Source organism: Stenotrophomonas sp. SbOxS2 (genome assembly GCF_013416715.1).
GTDB classification, from domain to species: domain Bacteria; phylum Pseudomonadota; class Gammaproteobacteria; order Xanthomonadales; family Xanthomonadaceae; genus Stenotrophomonas; species Stenotrophomonas lactitubi.
On the sequence record NZ_JAAVXD010000005.1, the window covers coordinates 796,664 to 813,078 of the forward strand.

Sequence of the window (16,415 nt, forward strand, 5' to 3'; positions counted from 1 at the left end):
CCGGTGTCAGTGGGCTTGCTGAATGGGTGCTTCTGGCCGGAAGCGGACCCTAGTCCAACGGGTAGGGCAAGGGGGCTACTATCCAATATTGGGACTAGAGATGTTTATCAGGGGTAGGGAGGAGGGGACTCCGACCCCAGGCGGGCATCCAGTGTGCGTGAGAAACTGACCGGTCCAGTGCACCCGCGCCAGTCGCGGCTAATGTGGTGAATAACCTAAGGGGGGCGACATGCAGGCCAATCCACGAACTATTCCCTTCCTGTTCGGCTCACAGCTGCGCTACGTGGTGCCGATGTTCCAGCGCAAGTATGTGTGGCAGGAATCGCCGCAGTGGCAAACGCTATGGGAAGACATCACCGAAAAGGCCTTGCTCCGCCTCGAGGGAAAGGAGCAGCGGCCGCACTACTTGGGAGCGTTGATTATCGAGGGGGTCAAGCCAGAATCTCCGCAAGAGGTCAAGCGCTTCTTGGTCATTGATGGGCAGCAACGCATGACGACACTTCAGTTGCTGCTGTGCGCTTTTCGCGACTACGCGCGTCAGCAAGAATGGCGCGCTATTGAAAAGCCGCTGACTCGCTTCGTGGAAAATCCTGATCGTGAGGTAATGGAAAAGCCTGACGAAGAATTCTACAAAGTTTGGCCAACCACCATAAACCGTGAGGTCTTCTGCTCGGTAATGACGGCCGGCAGCCGCGCAGAAGTAGAGAAGCGCGAGCCGCTGCAGTACCTGCCTAGAAAGCGAAAGCCTGAACCACGCAGCGCTTTGGTCGAGGCTTACCTTTATTTCTCCAAGCAAATCCAAGCCTGGATTGAGTCCACGGCGACCAGCAGCGGCAAAGAATCGTCTGCCTGCGCCTTTGCGCTGCTACAGTGCCTGCAAGAGGATTTTTGTGTCGTGGAGATCGCCCTGTCGGACGGCGATGACTCGCAAGAGATCTTCTACTCGCTAAACTCCCAAGGCTCGCCACTATCCCAGTCAGATCTGCTGCGCAGCCTCATCTTCATGCGTGCCGAGAAGGAGAAGCAGAATCGCGACGAGATCTTCAACGACTACTGGAGCCGGTTCGAGACGCCTTTTTGGAGCTACGAGTCCACCCGTGGTGGCCGCACGTTCTCGCGGCTGGACTTAGGCTTGCGCTTTTTCCTGATCGCCAAGACTGGGGCGGCGGTCGATGCTCGACGCGTAAACGAGGAGTATCGACGGTGGGTTCAGGGCGAACCTTCCAAGTACGCCACAGTGCGCGAGGAGCTGTCGGACTTTGCCAAGCACAGCCAAGTTTATGAATATTACACGCTGCCGACTAACACGGCGCTACCCTCGACCGATTTCCGGCGCGTGATCACCGACCTGGACGTTTCCACCGCCTTGCCACTGATCATGTTCCTAGAGGCCGAAGCCGGGCTGGATGCGGCCCAGAAAATTGTCTGTTTGGCCGCGCTCGAGTCGTACATTGTCCGTCGGTATTTCACCGGCGAGGAAAATAAGGAATACAACAAGTTGTTCGCCGACTTGGTCTACCACCTGCGTGGCAAGAGCGGTGACGAGGTCATGTCGGCCTTGAACCATCGCCTGCTGGCCGGCGCAGGCACCACCCGTGTGTGGCCAAGCAACGACGAGATGATCGACGCAGCCATAAATCGCAACGTTTACCACAACTTGTCGCGCCCAGGCCTACGGCTTTTGCTCGAGCGCGTGGAGTTGCGACTTCGCACCAAGAAATCGGAAGAAACCGATATCGCTCTAAACCTGCAGATTGAACACATCCTGCCACAACAGTGGTCGACGCACTGGCCGCTGGAAGGCAAGCAGGTGCCTAACCTGATGGCGATGTACCCGCACACGGCCAACGACGAATTTCAGCCCCTGCAGGACGCCATTCGCCGGCGTAATGCCGCCTTGCAGACGATCGGCAACCTGACTTTGCTCAACCAATACCTCAACCCGGCAGCGAGCAACGGCGGCATCGATTTGAAGCTCGACGAGTACCGTAATTCCGTTCTCCGCCTGAACCGCTACTTCGCAGATATGGCCAACTGGGACGAAGCAGCAATTGCCAAGCGCAGCCAGAGCATCGGTGAAGCCCTGTGCGCGATCTGGCCGCGCCCTGAGTCAATGGCCGTACCGGCTAGCCCGTCGCCGCCGGCGCAGATGTCACCATGAGCCGCCTCGGGGGATAATTCATGTCACCACATGGAAAGCTGATCTTAGTGCTGGGTCTGGCTGGCTCAGGAAAGAGTCATCTGATATCTCTCCTCAAGAATGAGTTTTGCATTGAGGAGGGGTTCGCTCTTGATGAGGAAAATAATATACAAAAACTATTGAATGGACTGTCGGAGGGGAAGTGCTGCGTCGTATCAGAGCGGAAATATCGCTCAACCAAAGAGAGGGATGCGTTCCTCCGAAGAATAGTTGATGCATCGTGCCCCGCTCCGGAAGTCCAGATAATTTGCTTTGAGAAAGACCTGGAGTCAGCCAATCACAACTGTAGATTTCGAACAAATAAGAGCCGCGATCGGAATGGGGAGGATCATATCCAGCGGAACGCACGTGATTACGAAGCCTACGAAATCCCAGTAGATGCGATTGTTGTGAGGATCCACCGAATCAGCGAGTACTTAAGCGGGCCGCGTCCCACCCCGCCGCCGGTCGTTTCACTGTGTCAAGTAAGTTAGATCGTGATTAAAAATTGGCTTAGGCCGAAATAATCTTTCGGCTCGGCATAATTTAAGTGCTAGACGGAACCAGAGAGGCAAAGCGTGTCGCCTCCTCTTTTGCGGTGATCGTTGCTCCTGCCCGGAAGAATTTCCTGGAGTGAGGCTAAAATCGACCCGGTTGCTAGTGCTGAGACCGGCAGAGCCTAAGTTTACCGGCTCCTCCTGGGGGCTGGGTTGAGGCTTGCCGCCGAGCGTAGACGCAACCGTTCATTCTGACGCTCGCAGGTGGCGAACCGTGTGTCGGTGCATGTCCCGCATCTATCGCAGACAAGCCGGCCGCAAGCGCAAGTCTCCTTCGCACCAAATATTAACGGACGGTTTCCACACTCTGCACCGTTTTGGAATCTGCCACCGCAGTGCGCCAACAGTGTCTTGCGCTGACCATCAGGGAACGTCCCAACCAGTATGCCGTTATAGAAATGGGTGATGTCAGATAGCGCCACGAACTTATCCTGTGGCAGCCGCTTCTCGAGGACGCCTAGGGAGTCTATGAGGCGCGATAATGTATTTGCTGGATCGACAACTCCACTTCCCGCGACTGCTGACGGGGTATTTATTGACCGCGCCAAGGCCCCGAAACGTGTGGGGATGCCATCCGCGTCGAGCTCACTGCGGTCCAATGAGCTGGCTCTAATATTCGCGGCGGCCTTCGCAGCATCACTAGGCGAGTGCGCATGCCACTGGAATAGACGCAGCAGACCTTTGGTATCCGCTAACGCATTTCTGCTTCGCCAGCTCGCCCACAGGTGGAGAATGAACAGGTAAAGCCACGGTAGGCGGGGAACACAGCCGCCCGGTCGGTCAGATCGTTGCTCGAATAGGGAGGTGCGCAACCGCTCCAGAAAGTCGCGCTGTTGTGGATTGAACTGCCCCAGGCTTGGGGCCGGAAGGTCCCAGAAACTGAAGAACACCGGCGGCAGCGCAGCGAGAGTGCGCCGGCCGATCACTGTGGATTGCAGCGAGCCCAGTGTCTCCCGAAGCACAATCATGGAATGATTGCGTATATGGTATTGGGCGTGTGGGTAGTCCCAAGCCCAAGCTGGTAGCTCGAGCAGCTTCGACGCAGGGTTTGTCCGCAGCGCAAATATCGAGGTGAATCGTCGTGCCAGCGAGGTGATCTCGGTAGCGGTGGTTACGCCCAGCACCCTCATGTCCTCGCCATCCTCGCAGGTCAGCTTGCTGTTGCTAAAAAAGGTGTATGGGCTGCTGACGCCGCACAGCGTTACCTTCGTGCCTGCGGCGTCCGTCTTGAATGACTTCACCTTCCAGCGACTTGATTGCATGCCGCCGTGAATGGTTCTACGCAGGCATTTGACGTCAATGCCGTGCCGCCCATTGATCCGAAGATCCATTTTCTGCCAGTCTCCGCCGTCTGCACCCAACTGCTCGCTAGCGATGTCCTCGACCGAGAGTTTTAGCTTCCGAAAGTAAGCTCCTGCGCAGTTCTCAGCGGCGCGTGCAGTCCACATCTGGGCGCGCACAGCATCTATCCTTTCCTTGCTATTCTCGCCGTCAAGTCGCGGAGCCCAAAGCTCTGCGAGCAAGCAGTCCCGCTCGTCCAATGCCGACAGCTGTTGACCTGCAGTCATGCACCCAATGTCCCCAGAATGAGCTGCTGTTTCCTCAAGTGCCGCTATTGCCTGTAGCACATTCTTCGATTCCCACCGCTTTAGGGCGATCTTGACCAGAGGCCAAGGCGCCTGTCCCCATCCGCTCCACTCCTGCCAGCTTGTGTCGAGGGTGAAACTGCTCTCCATTGCCTTCTGCAGAACGCTCCACCAACCGGCGACCGTTGCGGGATCAGCGGATGTACCAAGAGCAGCGTTGTGGTCTATTGCCGTTCGAGCCCAAGTTGCTGCCTGCAGCGCGGTAAGCCTGCTGCTAACGGCGTACGCAGTGTTCAAGACATCGCCGCGCTGCGCGGGTAATGCATCCCACAGCAGCTTTAACCAGGTCGAGGGACAGTACCTGTCGATGGTGCGATGGACCTCCCGTTGCAATGCACGTAGAGCCCGCGCCGGCTCCGCCAAAATGTGGCGCGGGAACGCTCTCCGCCAAGCGGTAGGTGGACATAGCTCCATGACTTTGAGCAGGGACGGCGAGCACCACGCATCATCTGGCAGTGCCAGGGCAACCGGGCCGACCTTGCGATCCACGGCCGGGTCAAAACCCCATAGTAGCTCCAGCAAAGGTGCCGGCAATGCAGCCGCTTCCGGCGATCCAAGCTGGCGTGCCAAATGCCGGCGCGCTAGGTCCACGGTTCCGGGCGCGGTAAGATCGAGCCTCCACGCGCGGGTTGCAGACCATCTGCCATCAGCCTGCTGCGTCGTGCGCATTTGGATGAGCAGACCGTCGGCTTGAGGCGAAGAAATGTCAAGGTGAGCGATCCGAGTTTCGTTCAGGAACACATTGCGTGTTCTGTCGCCGGTGAGGCTTGTGGCGAAGCCAAACCCTTTAGCGGTGATCACTTGCAGAAGGCCGATATCGTCCAAGTTGGCATCGTTGCTTCGTTTGGTCGTCTTCCCTGAGCTATCGCGCATACTTGATCACGCTCTAAGTGTCTAAACGTCATTGTAGGTGAATCTGACGGGAGTCGAGGGCGGCAAGGACATGAGAGGCTAGGCCAAGATTCCTCTTTTCATTCGCGTAGCCCGTAACCATGACAAGGCCGAAGTTAATGCATAGAATTAAATAAGGTCCGCTTATGGCCGGAAGCGGACATCAGCACTACGTCGGCATTAGTCCGGTGCTATTCTCCGCTTCCTACCCAAAGCAGACATTCTCCTCCGATGCCGAGAGCTGTCATAACTGTCCTGTTCGGTAATGGTGACGACGCCGGATCCGAGGCTACGTTCAATGCCGAGTGGGAGCTTGTCGAGCAATGGTTGGACCGCTGGCGAGACAATATGGCTACCTGCCCCGAAAACTTTGAGGGGTGCGGTTGTTGCTTCGTGTATTGGGAAGTGGATGCACCGCAGTGTGCGCTAGAGGAGCTTCCTTCTCATCTCTTGACTGGCAAATTGGTAGCCGACAACCAACGTCCGCTTCTGGCCGGAAGCGGACATACGCGCAGGCAACGTCAATTGCGCAACGGCAGCCACAGGCTCTCGGGCTCAAGCGTGTCCACGAGGTACATTCCCGCCAACTTGCTGTCTTTGGTGCACGGCCAGACACGGTCCCGCCCCTCTTCGTGCCAGTACATGCCGCTGCCACCGCCACCATAATGGCGCCGCTTGCTGCCCTCCATGAACGTAGCAGTGCTCCGACCTGCAATGGCCGAAATCAGCATCGGCGCGTTGCAGGCACGTGCCCATGCCCGAAGCGGCTCGGTCCAATACGGTGTGCGCAAATCACTGCCAAACGTGGAGACGATGATCGGGCACGAAGGACCGGCACCCAATGAGGCAGCCTCTCCCAGCATCTGCGCTGCACGGCCATCAGGTTCATTCCACGGGACGCAGACGTCTGCACAGATAAGTGGAATGACCTGATGCCCATTCCAGCTCCACCTCAGCAGGGCTGTGCCAGGCTTGAAGGGCTCGTCCAACCAGGGAATGCGCTTGAAGTAAGGTGCGTGCACCTTCCCATCATGGACAAAGAAGCTAGCGTTTCGCTGGTCGCCTCCCTCCAGGATGTGTCCGCCAACGATGAAGGCCAGCGACGGAGGCGGGATTTTCCGCAGTCCGGATATGGCCTCGTCGAGCGACGGCGCGGCGGCTGCCTCATTTCCAGCTATGAACGGGAATCCCTCAGGGAACACAGCCAGGTCGGCGTCATAGTCTTCTGCCATGCTGAGTAACTGCGATATGCGATCGGTGGGCACGCCGGTGCTCGCACAGGCCTCAACCTCGTGCGCATCGAGCTGGAACAAAGCGATCTTCATTGCTTTCCAAGGTGGCAGAGAGCTTAAAGTTGATGCTTTATAAGCGACTTCGTCAACTCTCGCTCAAGTACGCCGATTCCTGAAATACCGCTCGCCTGAGGTGACCAAACGCGATCTGTTGGCAGAGCTTTGAGCCTTTGACCTCCCCGGTGCTCATGCCGCGCACAATTACGCGAGAAAACGGACGGGCGCCTTGGCAGCGCTCCGCCCTCGACCGGACTTGATCAGGTCAGTTTGTAGCGACCTTCGATTATGGCGAACAGCTGAGCAGCCTCCTTTGTTGCGCGCGTGTTCTCCTCGGCCGCGAGTGGCGCCAATTCGATTCCGTCGTGGCCCCCAACGTACGCTGGTCCGCCGACGTCATCGTCATACTCGCTACCGTCCTCGGTGATCGCTACATGTCGGTCCTGGCTCAGATCACGACCCAGAAGGCGCGAGAGGTGCATCCAGACCCAAGCGCGGAAGAGTGTCTCACTGCGGTCTTCAATGAGCGCACGCATGGCGTATACATCACCCTCTTCTGCGAGCACGGTCAGCCATTGGTAGGCCAGCTCGGGTCGGCCATGCGCATCGGCTAGGTCAGCCATCTCGTACGGATCCATATCATCCGACGGCTCAAGGTCGAGCACACCAGGATCACTGTAGCTTTCAGCCGTAAGCAGCATTGCGCGCCTATCCCCACCTCGTGCCGCTGCAAGGAGGTGGTACCGATGTTTGGCCACCACCCGAACGAACCTGTCGGTGCCTGCGGCGATCTCCGCGAAGCCTACGGGCTCGGCCGACCACTGACCACGCCGGCGCAGTTCCTGGCCGAAGCGGCGATCATCCTCGTGTGACAGACCCGCATACGGCTCGACCAGGTAGGCGATCGCAAGGTGCGCAGAGGCTACGCCCCGCGCTGCGGCCGCCTCCAACCCTTCGAGCAGCAAGGGGAACTCGCCGAGCATTGCATCAAACCCTTGCTGTATACGCCCCACAAGGTCGGTCGACACCCAGTCGGCAGCGACGGCGGGGCCCGGTTCCTCAGCCTCCTCCCAATCGTCTCCATCGCTTGCGAACGCGGCAATCAGCTCCTCCAAGCGCACCGGGGCGTAGCCGGATGCGCTGAGGAAGCTGACCAAGCCTTGGGCTGAGCGCTCAGCCTCATCCGGCGACATCCCAAAGTGGAGACACCTCTGGATGACCCCGTACTCATCCGGCGTAGGGCCTGTATCGCGCCATGCCACATCGCACCACACGGCTTGGTGATGGAACGCAGCATGGGTGGCAAATCCGGCAGCGGCGGCCAGCAATTCATGGATCTGGCTGCGGGTAAGTGACGTGGAGCCCTGCGCACTAAGGTGCGCATGGGCAAGAAACGCATATTGCTTGATGGTCATGACTGATCCTCGATGGCCAAGCCGATCCGGGTCAGGCGCACACGTTTAAGTCCCCGGCAGCTGGCCAGAAGAAGAGTCGATCAGGGAGTACGGCCTGTTTTTGCTCGTGTGCAAGCAAGGCGGGCGCCGCGGCTAGTGTATGCGCTCTGCTGCCCTGATTCCAAGGGTGCGCTGAATCTCCGTCGCGGGTTCCCTGAGACTCGTCCCCGCTGTGGGTGACTCGAGCAAATCCGGCCGACGAAGCCCGATTCTGAAGCGAAGGGGGCGGCGCATGAGTCAACTGCAGATCTCAGCTGGAGCCGACCTACCCATGGTGCAATGCGGCTGCGTCGCCGCTGGAGGGCGATCATTGCAGGCCGAGCTTCGCAGCCTCGTAGTAGCGAGGTCGGCTGAAGCCATGATCTGGTTCGATATGCGGCTGTAAGTCGCAATAATTCGTAGCAAATGTTCTGTCGCGTTAAAAAGAATGGGATCGCTTGAGTCGTAGCGTGACATCCCACTTCCCTATCCCAGTACTTGGCGGAGACTCCATGGCAACCTTCACGCCGATCACGCTGAACGCCGATGCTCTGTCGCTACTGACAGCGGCGGGGTTGCCGGTGGCTGACCTGGAAGACGGCATGTCCCGGGTGTTTGTTGGGGGTTACGAAGAGGATGAGCTTGTTGGTGTTGTTGGTGTTGTTGGTGTGGAGCTTCATTTGCCAGCAGGCCTGCTGCGTTCTTTAGCGGTCGCCCAGAGCCACCAGGCACTGGGCACTGGCGCCGCCCTGGTGGGCCTTGCGGAGCGTTTGGCAGCCGATGCGGGTGTTGCGGAGTTGTTCCTCCTGACTGCAACGGCAGCGCCCTTGTTCGAGCGCCGCGGGTACCGTCATGTGGCACGGATCGAAGCGCCGGAATCAATCAGACGCTCACGCCAATTCGCAGGGATATGTCCTGACACTGCGGCGTTTATGGTCAAGCGCCTTTAGCGAAAATGTCTGCTATTGGCCGGAAGCGGAGGTCTGGCTCGGACGATATCCTCGAGCTCTTTTCAAAGTGATCAGTGAGGAGCGAGTCGCCTTTGAGCAGCAAGTGGGCGTCGGCTGCGCTACTGCAGATTGAGAGTTTGGTTCTGAGAGCGGAGGCGTCAATGAGCAGTCTGAGTCGCATCAGGAGTGCAAGTGTTTCCGACGCAGCCGCTGAACCGCGCAGGCCGTTCATGCCTCTATGGATTGCCACCACCGGGCAGATTCGAATCCCATGGGGCCAGCGGCAGGAAACAGTCCAAAAGTTCATCCACTGTCACCCGGATTTTTGGGGCGAGATTGCGTGTCAACGGCCACATAGCCTGTATTGGAGGGCCTCGTACACCCTGGGCAGCCAGCACGGCCACAAGTGCGCCGCTCCTCAGCTCATCGGCTACTAGCCAGGTTGGCAGTTGCGCAATGCCCAGCCCATCGAGGGCGGCTGAACGTAGCGCCTCTCCGTCACTGATGGTGTGCCGGCCGTCGATCATCAAATTTGTAGCGCCTGCCGATCCTTCCGGCAGCGTCCAAGGCAGCACGCCGCCAGCGCTCGCGAACGTGAGGCAGTCGTGGGCAGCAACATCGGACGTGCATGCAGGCAAGCCGCGGTCCGCCAGGTAAGCAGGCGAAGCACAGGTCACGATCCGCTGATGCCCTAGGCACCGTGACGCAAGGAAGGCACTGTTACCTGGCTCGCCCAGCCTCACCACCATGTCGATGCCTTCCTCGAGAAGATCGACAACCCGGTCGGAGAACCGTACATCCAAGTGCAGCTGGGGATGCTGCTTTGCGAGGTTGAGCAATGGAGACATCACCCATCGCCTGCCAAAACTCACCGGCAAGCTGATTCGCAGGGTGCCCGCCACCTCCCGCCGGCGCGACGCTGCCCGTGCCTCCGCTTCGTCCAGTTCGGCCAGCACCCGGACACAGCTTTGATAAAAGTCCGCGCCTTCCTCTGTGAGCGATAGGCGGCGAGTAGTGCGCTCCAGTAGCCTGACACCCAGCCGCTGCTCCAGCGTCGCCACGCTCTTGCCAACCGCTGATTTGGTCACGCCGAGCCGTTGGGCGGCCGCAGTGAAACTGCCGGCATCCACGGCGTGGACAAACACGCTGATTCCTTGAAGCCGTGAAGCGCTGTACGTCGTCATGCGCTGTCGAATTGGGGAAAGAAGGTTGTCAGTCTATCGCCAATAAGTCGGCCAGGGGTAATGCATATCGCCAATAAACTAGTGGCTCGTGAACGACCGAGCCACCTGAGAGCCGATGATGAGTGAGCTGATGAGCGTGTGGCAGCTGCCGCGTATGGGAATGGCGCACCTAGAGATAGCGCACCGACCGGTGCCGCAGCCGGGACCTAATGAACTGCTGGTCAGAGTCGCCGCGGTGTCGTTGAACTATCGCGATGCACTGGTCATCAGCGGCGCTCTGCTGCAGACGCCCCCGGCGATGCCCTTCGTACCGGTCTCCGACGTGGCGGGTACGGTGGTGGTGACGGGGCCGGGCACAACGCGGTTCAGGGTCGGGGACAGAATCATTGGGAACTTCTGGACCCAGTGGCTGGACGATCTGCCGCCCGCTGAGATGCTTCGACACGGACTCTCGCTCGGCGGCCCGCTGCCGGGCATGCTCGCAGAGTACGTGGTCATCCACGAAGATGTTGCCGTCCGCGCGCCCTGCTCGCTCACCGATGAAGAGGCCTGCACCTTACCGGTCGCTGCGCTCACCGCTTGGTTTGCACTGATCGAGGCCGCCCATGTAAGTGCAGGGCAGACCGTAGTCGTCCAAGGCACTGGAGGCGTATCGTTATTCGGCCTGCAATTCGCCACCGCACTGGGCGCACGGGTAATCATCACATCGCGTAGCGAAGAAAAACTGAGCAGGGCGGCGGGCCTTGGCGCGTGGGCGACCATCAACACCCTGCGGACGCCCGAGTGGGCACGCGCGGTGGTTGAACTGACAGGCGGCGAGGGCGCTGACCATATCCTGGAGATGATCGGCGGAGACAATCTGCGCCAGTCGGTGGAGGCGCTCGCTGGTGACGGCCACATCCTCCAGATCGGCTTCTTGGAGGACACCGAGATTCGCCTGCCGGCAATTCCGCTTCAGCTGCGGCGTGCCACATTACGTGGCGTCTCTGTTGGACATCGGCGGGCGTTGGAAGACATGAACCTTGCCTTTGATACATTTTGTATCAAGCCCGTGATCGATCAAGTGTTCTCCTTTGATGAAGCACCGAATGCATTCAATCGGCTTCAGGAGGGACCGTTTGGGAAGGTCGTAATTCGGGTTGCTTGAAGTCTTTAGATCGTAGGCAACCCCAGGCTGGCCGAGAATAGGTAACGCGAGCAGGGCGAGAGAGGTTTCCTGCTGTGGGAGGTCGATGCTGACAGCGCGGCTTTCCAACACGTGCCCACCCCGGCGCGGCTTACGTTGAATCTATGCTTCGAAGGCAAGCCCGAGCTGGAGACCATCTGCTGCGCGGTTGCCGAGCAGGAAGTCGCCGGCGTGTACGTGCGGGTGCGCTGGAGCATCGCCGAGAAGGATCGCCATGAGGTGGATCGCGAAGCGACTGCGCGCCTGCTGGCCGGCGCGGACGAAACCACGCTGGAGGGTGGATCGTGCCGGTGATGCGAAGCCGGGCCGCCGGCATCGCCGGACTGGCGGGCTTACCGGAGAAGATCCGGGTCTTGGACCAAGGCGACTGAGGTCCGGCTAGAGCCCCTGCTGGCTTGCTTGGCGGCGCTGGAGCAGCAATCCCCGGAGCAACTGGTCCACGCGGTGCTCCAGGACGAGGGGCGACGGGGCAGGGGCCTGAATGGTTAGCGCCACCTCCCAGATGGCTCAGGGGAGGTGAGGCGCTGTGCTATTGACTGTTCTAAAACTGTGCGTATATTGTGCAATTAAAGTCGGAAGGAGGATGCTATGTCCGCAGTCAGCTATGCAGAGTTTTCCGAGTCCCTGCGGGAGCCCGGAACCACGGACTTGTCCCCGACGGCGATCGGCGAAGTGCTGGGCTTGGGGCAGCAGGAACTGGCGCAACTGGCGGGGGTGCATCGGAACACCATGCGCCTGCACCCGGATTCGCCACGTGTGCAGGCTTTGTTGCGCAATTTGGCGCGCGTGCTGACCGCGATGACGCAGATCCAGCCGGATATCGTAACGGCGGTCTACCACATCAAGAACACGCCCATCCCGGCGTTCAAGTACCGGACGATGTTCGAGGTGATTGTTGCCGGTCGGACGGAAGACGTGTTGACGTATGTGCGGTCGGCGTCCTCGGGGGCGGCCGGTTGAAAACGTCCGGGTTGGCCTCGGCGACCACCCTGTACCGGGCATTCACGCCGCGCTGGGCGGCCGAACCGCTGAGTGGCGCCGGGGCGGCGCTTTCCGGTGGCCGGTTCAACCGGTACGACGTTCCCGCGCTGTATCTGTCGTTGGAGCTGGCAACCGCAGTCGCCGAATATCAGCAGGCCGCTCCGTTCGTTCCGCCCTTCACGATGGTGACCTACCTGGCGACCCTGCCGGCGCTGGTGGATGTCCGCCTGCTGGACGCGGAGTGGGACGAGCTTTGGATCGACTGGGACGACGATTGGAGGGCGCTGCTCGTCAGCGGCATCGAGCCTCCCAGTTGGGTGTTGGGCGACATGGCGCGGTTCGCCGGGTATGCCGGGATCATCTTCCCGAGTGCCGCCGCGGCGGGCGGCGTGAACCTGGCGCTGTTCATGGACTCAGTGACGGCAGCCGATGTGCTGATGATCCAGGACGACGGGCGGCTTCCTCGCGACGGCAGCAGTTGGGAGTCTAACAAGGGCTAAGCAAGAGTTGGCGGCGAACGGGTCGCGTGTCCACCGCCAAACCAGTGCCGATGCGGGGCGCCGGCGATCAGTTACTCGCCACCGAGACCAGGATCTGCGCAAGCTCCAGTGGCCGTGAGTAGAATGCCGAGTGGCCCGAATCCAGCGTGTGGACTTCAGTCTTGCTTTTGACGCTGGCATCTACCGACGAAATCATGAAGTCCTGGGCCGGAAGCGGCACGACTCGGTCTTGTGCGGTGCGGATGTAGTGGCGAGGGACTCGTCCAAAGCCCTTGTCCGTTGACCGTGCCCCGGCCATGAACACGCTGACGGGCTCGTCGCAGTGCAGATGCGACACCGCCTCCATCATGGCCGTAACCTCCACATCCGCATACAGCGTTTCTCTCACCTTTTCGAGATAGTCCAGATCGCCGCTCCTGGGGTTGACCCGCAGCGCGCCCACGGTGGACGGATCGGCCACCAGCAGCGATGTGATTTGGCTCTGCGCCATGGATTCATGCCGGACTATGTCCAGGACCGAGAACGTCTTCGGCAGCATGAAGGCGGCAAGATAGACGGCTGCACGCACGCGATCCGGCGCCGATTCCGAGACCTCGGCAACGGTGACGCCGCCGAGCGAATGGCCGACAAGCACGACCTCCCCGCCGAGTTCATCAATGGCGCGGATGACCGCCTCATTGCGCTCGTCCTGGCTAACGCCTGCATTGGGCGAGGGTTCAGTGGCGAAGGCGCCTGGATCCACCGGCGTCTGGAAATAGGCTTCCGGCGCCCGGGCGTGCGCACCGGCGCCTGGCAGGTCGAGCACACTGACGCGACAGCCCTGCGATTCGAGTATCGGCGTGACTTTGGACCATGTCGATGAGTCGTGCCATGCGCCATGGATCAATAGGAAAGTTGGTCTACTGCTGGACATCATCGTTTCTCCCTAAGGCAGGTGTGCGGAGCAGGCGGCTTGATGCGAACGAGGGGGCACCGTCGGCCTGCGCGGCGGCGAATTCCGGAGTACTTGGCGGAGCGAAGAAAGGGCGTCCGGCTGGGTCAACCGCACAGGCATCTCGTAGCGGCTACATGCTAGAAGCGAAACACGACGCCGGAATGGACGAGCAGCGGTTTGATGTCGATGTCCGCTTGCACGGGCAGGTCTCCCAACTGCCCGTGGGCCTTGGTGCTCAATTTCCCTTTGGTGGCCGCAAGAAACAGACCGGTATGGGCGGAGAGGCGATACTCGGCCCCGACCTGTAGGGCGCTGCCCCAAGCCCCCTCGATATCAAAATTCTGCAGAGCCCGATCGGAGGTGCTGAACACGATCAGCCGCACCACGCCAAACCCGACGTAAGGCGTGAATTTGCCTCCGGCGTTGAAGCGGTATTGAACGCTCAGGACAACCGGACCGTACTTGGCCTGGCTGAGTTCACCGACGTCACTGATCGAGCCGGTGCCGCTGAAGCGAGCCTTCAGCGGTATGCCGAAGGTGAGGCCCACTGACCACTGTGGCGTTGCCTGAAACCCGACCTCCGATATCAAAGAGGTGTCATTGGTCATGCTGGCGTGCGCTTGAGGCAAGGTCTGCCCGAACACCGAGATGTCGATACTCTCGTTGAGATTCAGGTGACCCGGTCCCAACCGTAGATACCATCGGGCATCATCGGCCGCAAGCGCGGCGCCTGACTGACCCAACAAACATATTCCCGCTGACACTGACAAGCCGACTGCTGACAGTCTGTTCTTGATTGCATCTGCCCTCCCGGGGAATGCCTAGTTGTTGTTCCATCGCCTCACTTCGACAGCATCCTCCCGCCGGGTGGCCTGATGGTGTGGCTTGCTTACTGCATGGTTACTACTCTCCTCGTGGAACACTTGTGGGATCGCTGGATTTCAGCGGCCTTTGAACTCGAATACGGGGCGCGGCCGGCCCGCCTTGAATGCCTCGACCGAAGCGGGAAGCGCCAGTTGCACGTCCTCGCTGTCGAACAGCGGCAGAGCGATGTCGAACATCGCCTCGTCGGCGGCGCTCACGCCGCCCGTGGCCCAGATTCGCAGCAGCGCCTTGTGGGCCGCGTGCGCCTTGGTCGGGCCACTGGCGAGCTTTTTCGCGAAGGCGGCCGCCTCGTTGGTCAAGTCCACGTCGGGGATGACGCGGTTGACTACGCCGAATTGGGCCATGGTTGCCGCAGGAACTTGCTCGGAGGTCAGTGCCCACTCGATCGCTTTCGAACGACCCGCGCGCTCTGCGACGCGATAAGTGCCGCCAAGCAGGGTCACGATCGCCAGCGATTGTTCGGGATGGCCGAAGCGCGCGGACTCGGCGGCGAAGATCAGGTCGGCGCGCACCGCCAGCTCGAGTCCCCCCCCGAAGCAGAGGCCGCGAACCGCTGCCACGGTCGGGATCGGAAGGCGTTCAAACCGATTGAACGCATTCATGTAGTTCTCAAACAGCGAGCGCAGTTCGCGGCGGGTCATTTCCGGCCACGGAACGATGTCCCCGCCGAAGCTGAAATCATCGCCCTCGGCCGATAGCAGCATCGCCCTCGCTTCACTTTCCTCGATGGCATCGAGCGCTTGGTTGAACTCGTCGAGCATCTGCGGGGACAGACGATTTTGGGGCGGATTGGTCAGCTTGATGGTGGCGACGCCATCGCTGATCCCGTAGGTCAGATGCGGCATGTCCGGGTCTCCAAAGTTTAGGCGAGGTGCTGCTGAAACCAGGCCAGGGCGGCGCCGCTGGAGGTTTCGAACTGCGACAGGTATGGATCGAAGTGGCCGCCGGCAATCGTAACCAGTTGCTTGGGATGCAGCGCGCGTTCGTAGGCGGCCAGCGCGAGGTCGGTGACGGTAATGGTGTCCTGCAGGGCTACCACCATCATCAGCGGCGTTGGCGATACGCGCGGAACCCAGAGGCCGGGCTCGTACATCCGCGCGGCGCGGGTAGAGCGGATCGTCACCGAGTTCTCCCATGTACCCTGTGGAACCGGCTGCAGGTAGAAGTCAATCGCGTCCCGACTGCGATACGAGGCAGGAACGGTGATGTCGTCGCTGACGATCAACTGCCGGCGCGGCGGCTCGCCTCGCAACTGGGCGCGATCCTCCTCTGCGAAGGCACGCTCCAGCGCGGCAATCCCGTCCGGTGGAATGCGCCGCAGCCCCTGTTCGAAGCCGCTGATTGTTGGAACCTGCGCGACGACCGCGCGCAGGCGGCGGTCGGTGGCGCCCAGAACAATGACGTGGCCGCCTGCGTAACTGGTACCCCATATGCCGATGCGCTCAGCATCTACCTCCGGGCGGGATTCCAGATAGGAAATGGCTTGGCGCCAGTCCGTGATCTGTTGCCAGGGATCGACATCGCCGGGGGTCTCGCCCTCGCTTGCACCGAAGTTGCGATGGTCATGCAGCAGCACGACGAAGCCGGCTTCGGAGAAGCGCTTGGCGAAGCGCTCGATGCCGTGTTCGCGGGTGCCCGCGTATCCATGCGCCATGGTGATCGCCGGGAACGGTCCTTTGCCCTCGGGTACGAATAGCCAGCCGCGCAGTACCAAACCGGACTGGACCTTGAACTCGACATCGCTGCGTGTAACCACGTTCGTCTCCTAGTTGCAAATACAGGCATATGAGTCTAATTTAG

At 60.3% G+C, this 16,415-nt stretch carries 14 protein-coding genes; 6 read left to right on the forward strand and 8 right to left on the reverse strand.

Features of this window, described 5'->3' with window-relative positions; translation table 11 throughout:
* The first annotated feature begins 229 nt into the window (after positions 1-229).
* The gene (locus HFK18_RS13185; RefSeq protein WP_180166583.1) at positions 230-2,161 is read left to right on the forward strand and encodes a DUF262 domain-containing protein; all 1,932 of its coding nucleotides are present in this window, start codon (positions 230-232) and stop codon (positions 2,159-2,161) included.
* Between the two features lie 703 nt (positions 2,162-2,864).
* Here the strand turns inward: HFK18_RS13185 and HFK18_RS13190 are convergent.
* The 3 genes from HFK18_RS13190 to HFK18_RS13200 all read right to left on the reverse strand — a co-directional run bounded on the left by HFK18_RS13190 (position 2,865) and on the right by HFK18_RS13200 (position 7,977).
* Positions 2,865-5,207, reverse strand: coding sequence for a hypothetical protein (locus tag HFK18_RS13190; protein WP_180166584.1), 2,343 nt, complete (start codon positions 5,205-5,207; stop codon positions 2,865-2,867).
* 587 nt (positions 5,208-5,794) lie between these two features.
* Positions 5,795-6,598, reverse strand: coding sequence for a hypothetical protein (locus tag HFK18_RS13195; protein ID WP_180166585.1), 804 nt, complete (start codon positions 6,596-6,598; stop codon positions 5,795-5,797).
* A 224-nt stretch (positions 6,599-6,822) separates the two neighbouring features.
* Positions 6,823-7,977, reverse strand: coding sequence for a hypothetical protein (locus HFK18_RS13200; protein WP_180166586.1), 1,155 nt, complete (start codon positions 7,975-7,977; stop codon positions 6,823-6,825).
* A gap of 530 nt (positions 7,978-8,507) precedes the next feature.
* On the opposite strand from HFK18_RS13200, the gene arsN2 reads away from it, so the two are divergent.
* Positions 8,508-8,945 carry an arsenic resistance N-acetyltransferase ArsN2 gene (gene arsN2 / locus HFK18_RS13205; protein ID WP_180166587.1) on the forward strand — a complete coding sequence of 146 codons (438 nt, stop codon included), beginning with the start codon at positions 8,508-8,510 and terminating at the stop codon, positions 8,943-8,945.
* 236 nt (positions 8,946-9,181) lie between these two features.
* Here the strand turns inward: arsN2 and HFK18_RS13210 are convergent, their stop codons facing one another.
* Positions 9,182-10,129, reverse strand: a complete 948-nt coding sequence (locus HFK18_RS13210) for a LysR family transcriptional regulator (protein ID WP_180166588.1) — start codon at positions 10,127-10,129, stop codon at positions 9,182-9,184.
* Positions 10,130-10,247: 118 nt separating this feature from the next.
* Between HFK18_RS13210 and HFK18_RS13215 the strand changes: the two genes are divergently transcribed.
* From HFK18_RS13215 to HFK18_RS13230, 4 genes are all read left to right on the forward strand, one after another.
* A complete protein-coding gene (locus tag HFK18_RS13215; RefSeq protein ID WP_180166589.1) occupies positions 10,248-11,276 on the forward strand; it encodes an NAD(P)-dependent alcohol dehydrogenase in 1,029 nt (342 codons plus the stop codon).
* Positions 11,277-11,411: 135 nt separating this feature from the next.
* Positions 11,412-11,609 carry a hypothetical protein gene (locus HFK18_RS13220; RefSeq protein WP_180166590.1) on the forward strand — a complete coding sequence of 66 codons (198 nt, stop codon included), beginning with the start codon at positions 11,412-11,414 and terminating at the stop codon, positions 11,607-11,609.
* A gap of 294 nt (positions 11,610-11,903) precedes the next feature.
* On the forward strand, positions 11,904-12,275 hold the full coding sequence (locus HFK18_RS13225) for a DNA-binding protein (protein WP_180166591.1): 372 nt from the start codon (positions 11,904-11,906) through the stop codon (positions 12,273-12,275).
* 11 nt (positions 12,276-12,286) lie between these two features.
* Positions 12,287-12,796 carry an RES family NAD+ phosphorylase gene (locus HFK18_RS13230; RefSeq protein ID WP_180166592.1) on the forward strand — a complete coding sequence of 170 codons (510 nt, stop codon included), beginning with the start codon at positions 12,287-12,289 and terminating at the stop codon, positions 12,794-12,796.
* A gap of 67 nt (positions 12,797-12,863) precedes the next feature.
* On the opposite strand, the gene HFK18_RS13235 is transcribed toward HFK18_RS13230, so the two are convergent.
* The 4 genes from HFK18_RS13235 to HFK18_RS13250 all read right to left on the reverse strand — a co-directional run bounded on the left by HFK18_RS13235 (position 12,864) and on the right by HFK18_RS13250 (position 16,371).
* Positions 12,864-13,709, reverse strand: coding sequence for an alpha/beta fold hydrolase (locus HFK18_RS13235; protein ID WP_180166593.1), 846 nt, complete (start codon positions 13,707-13,709; stop codon positions 12,864-12,866).
* A 158-nt stretch (positions 13,710-13,867) separates the two neighbouring features.
* Positions 13,868-14,473: an OmpW family outer membrane protein gene (locus HFK18_RS13240; RefSeq protein ID WP_180166594.1), complete on the reverse strand. Its 606-nt coding sequence runs from the start codon at positions 14,471-14,473 to the stop codon at positions 13,868-13,870.
* A gap of 198 nt (positions 14,474-14,671) precedes the next feature.
* On the reverse strand, positions 14,672-15,460 hold the full coding sequence (locus tag HFK18_RS13245) for an enoyl-CoA hydratase/isomerase family protein (RefSeq protein ID WP_180166595.1): 789 nt from the start codon (positions 15,458-15,460) through the stop codon (positions 14,672-14,674).
* Between the two features lie 17 nt (positions 15,461-15,477).
* Complete coding sequence (locus tag HFK18_RS13250) at positions 15,478-16,371, reverse strand: CocE/NonD family hydrolase (RefSeq protein ID WP_180166596.1); 894 nt, start codon at positions 16,369-16,371, stop codon at positions 15,478-15,480.
* Positions 16,372-16,415: the final 44 nt, after the last annotated feature.

What these genes read in the sequence shown, in the direction of transcription:
- HFK18_RS13185 (WP_180166583.1), top strand. Translation starts at nt 230, where the DNA reads ATGCAGGCCAATCCACGAACTATTCCCTTCCTGTTCGGCTCACAGCTG.
- HFK18_RS13215 (WP_180166589.1), top strand. Translation starts at nt 10,248, where the DNA reads ATGAGTGAGCTGATGAGCGTGTGGCAGCTGCCGCGTATGGGAATGGCG.
- HFK18_RS13235 (WP_180166593.1), bottom strand. Translation starts at nt 13,709, where the DNA reads ATGTCCAGCAGTAGACCAACTTTCCTATTGATCCATGGCGCATGGCAC.
- HFK18_RS13245 (WP_180166595.1), bottom strand. Translation starts at nt 15,460, where the DNA reads ATGCCGCATCTGACCTACGGGATCAGCGATGGCGTCGCCACCATCAAG.
- HFK18_RS13200 (WP_180166586.1), bottom strand. Translation starts at nt 7,977, where the DNA reads ATGACCATCAAGCAATATGCGTTTCTTGCCCATGCGCACCTTAGTGCG.
- HFK18_RS13225 (WP_180166591.1), top strand. Translation starts at nt 11,904, where the DNA reads ATGTCCGCAGTCAGCTATGCAGAGTTTTCCGAGTCCCTGCGGGAGCCC.
- HFK18_RS13210 (WP_180166588.1), bottom strand. Translation starts at nt 10,129, where the DNA reads ATGACGACGTACAGCGCTTCACGGCTTCAAGGAATCAGCGTGTTTGTC.
- arsN2 (WP_180166587.1), top strand. Translation starts at nt 8,508, where the DNA reads ATGGCAACCTTCACGCCGATCACGCTGAACGCCGATGCTCTGTCGCTA.
- HFK18_RS13195 (WP_180166585.1), bottom strand. Translation starts at nt 6,598, where the DNA reads ATGAAGATCGCTTTGTTCCAGCTCGATGCGCACGAGGTTGAGGCCTGT.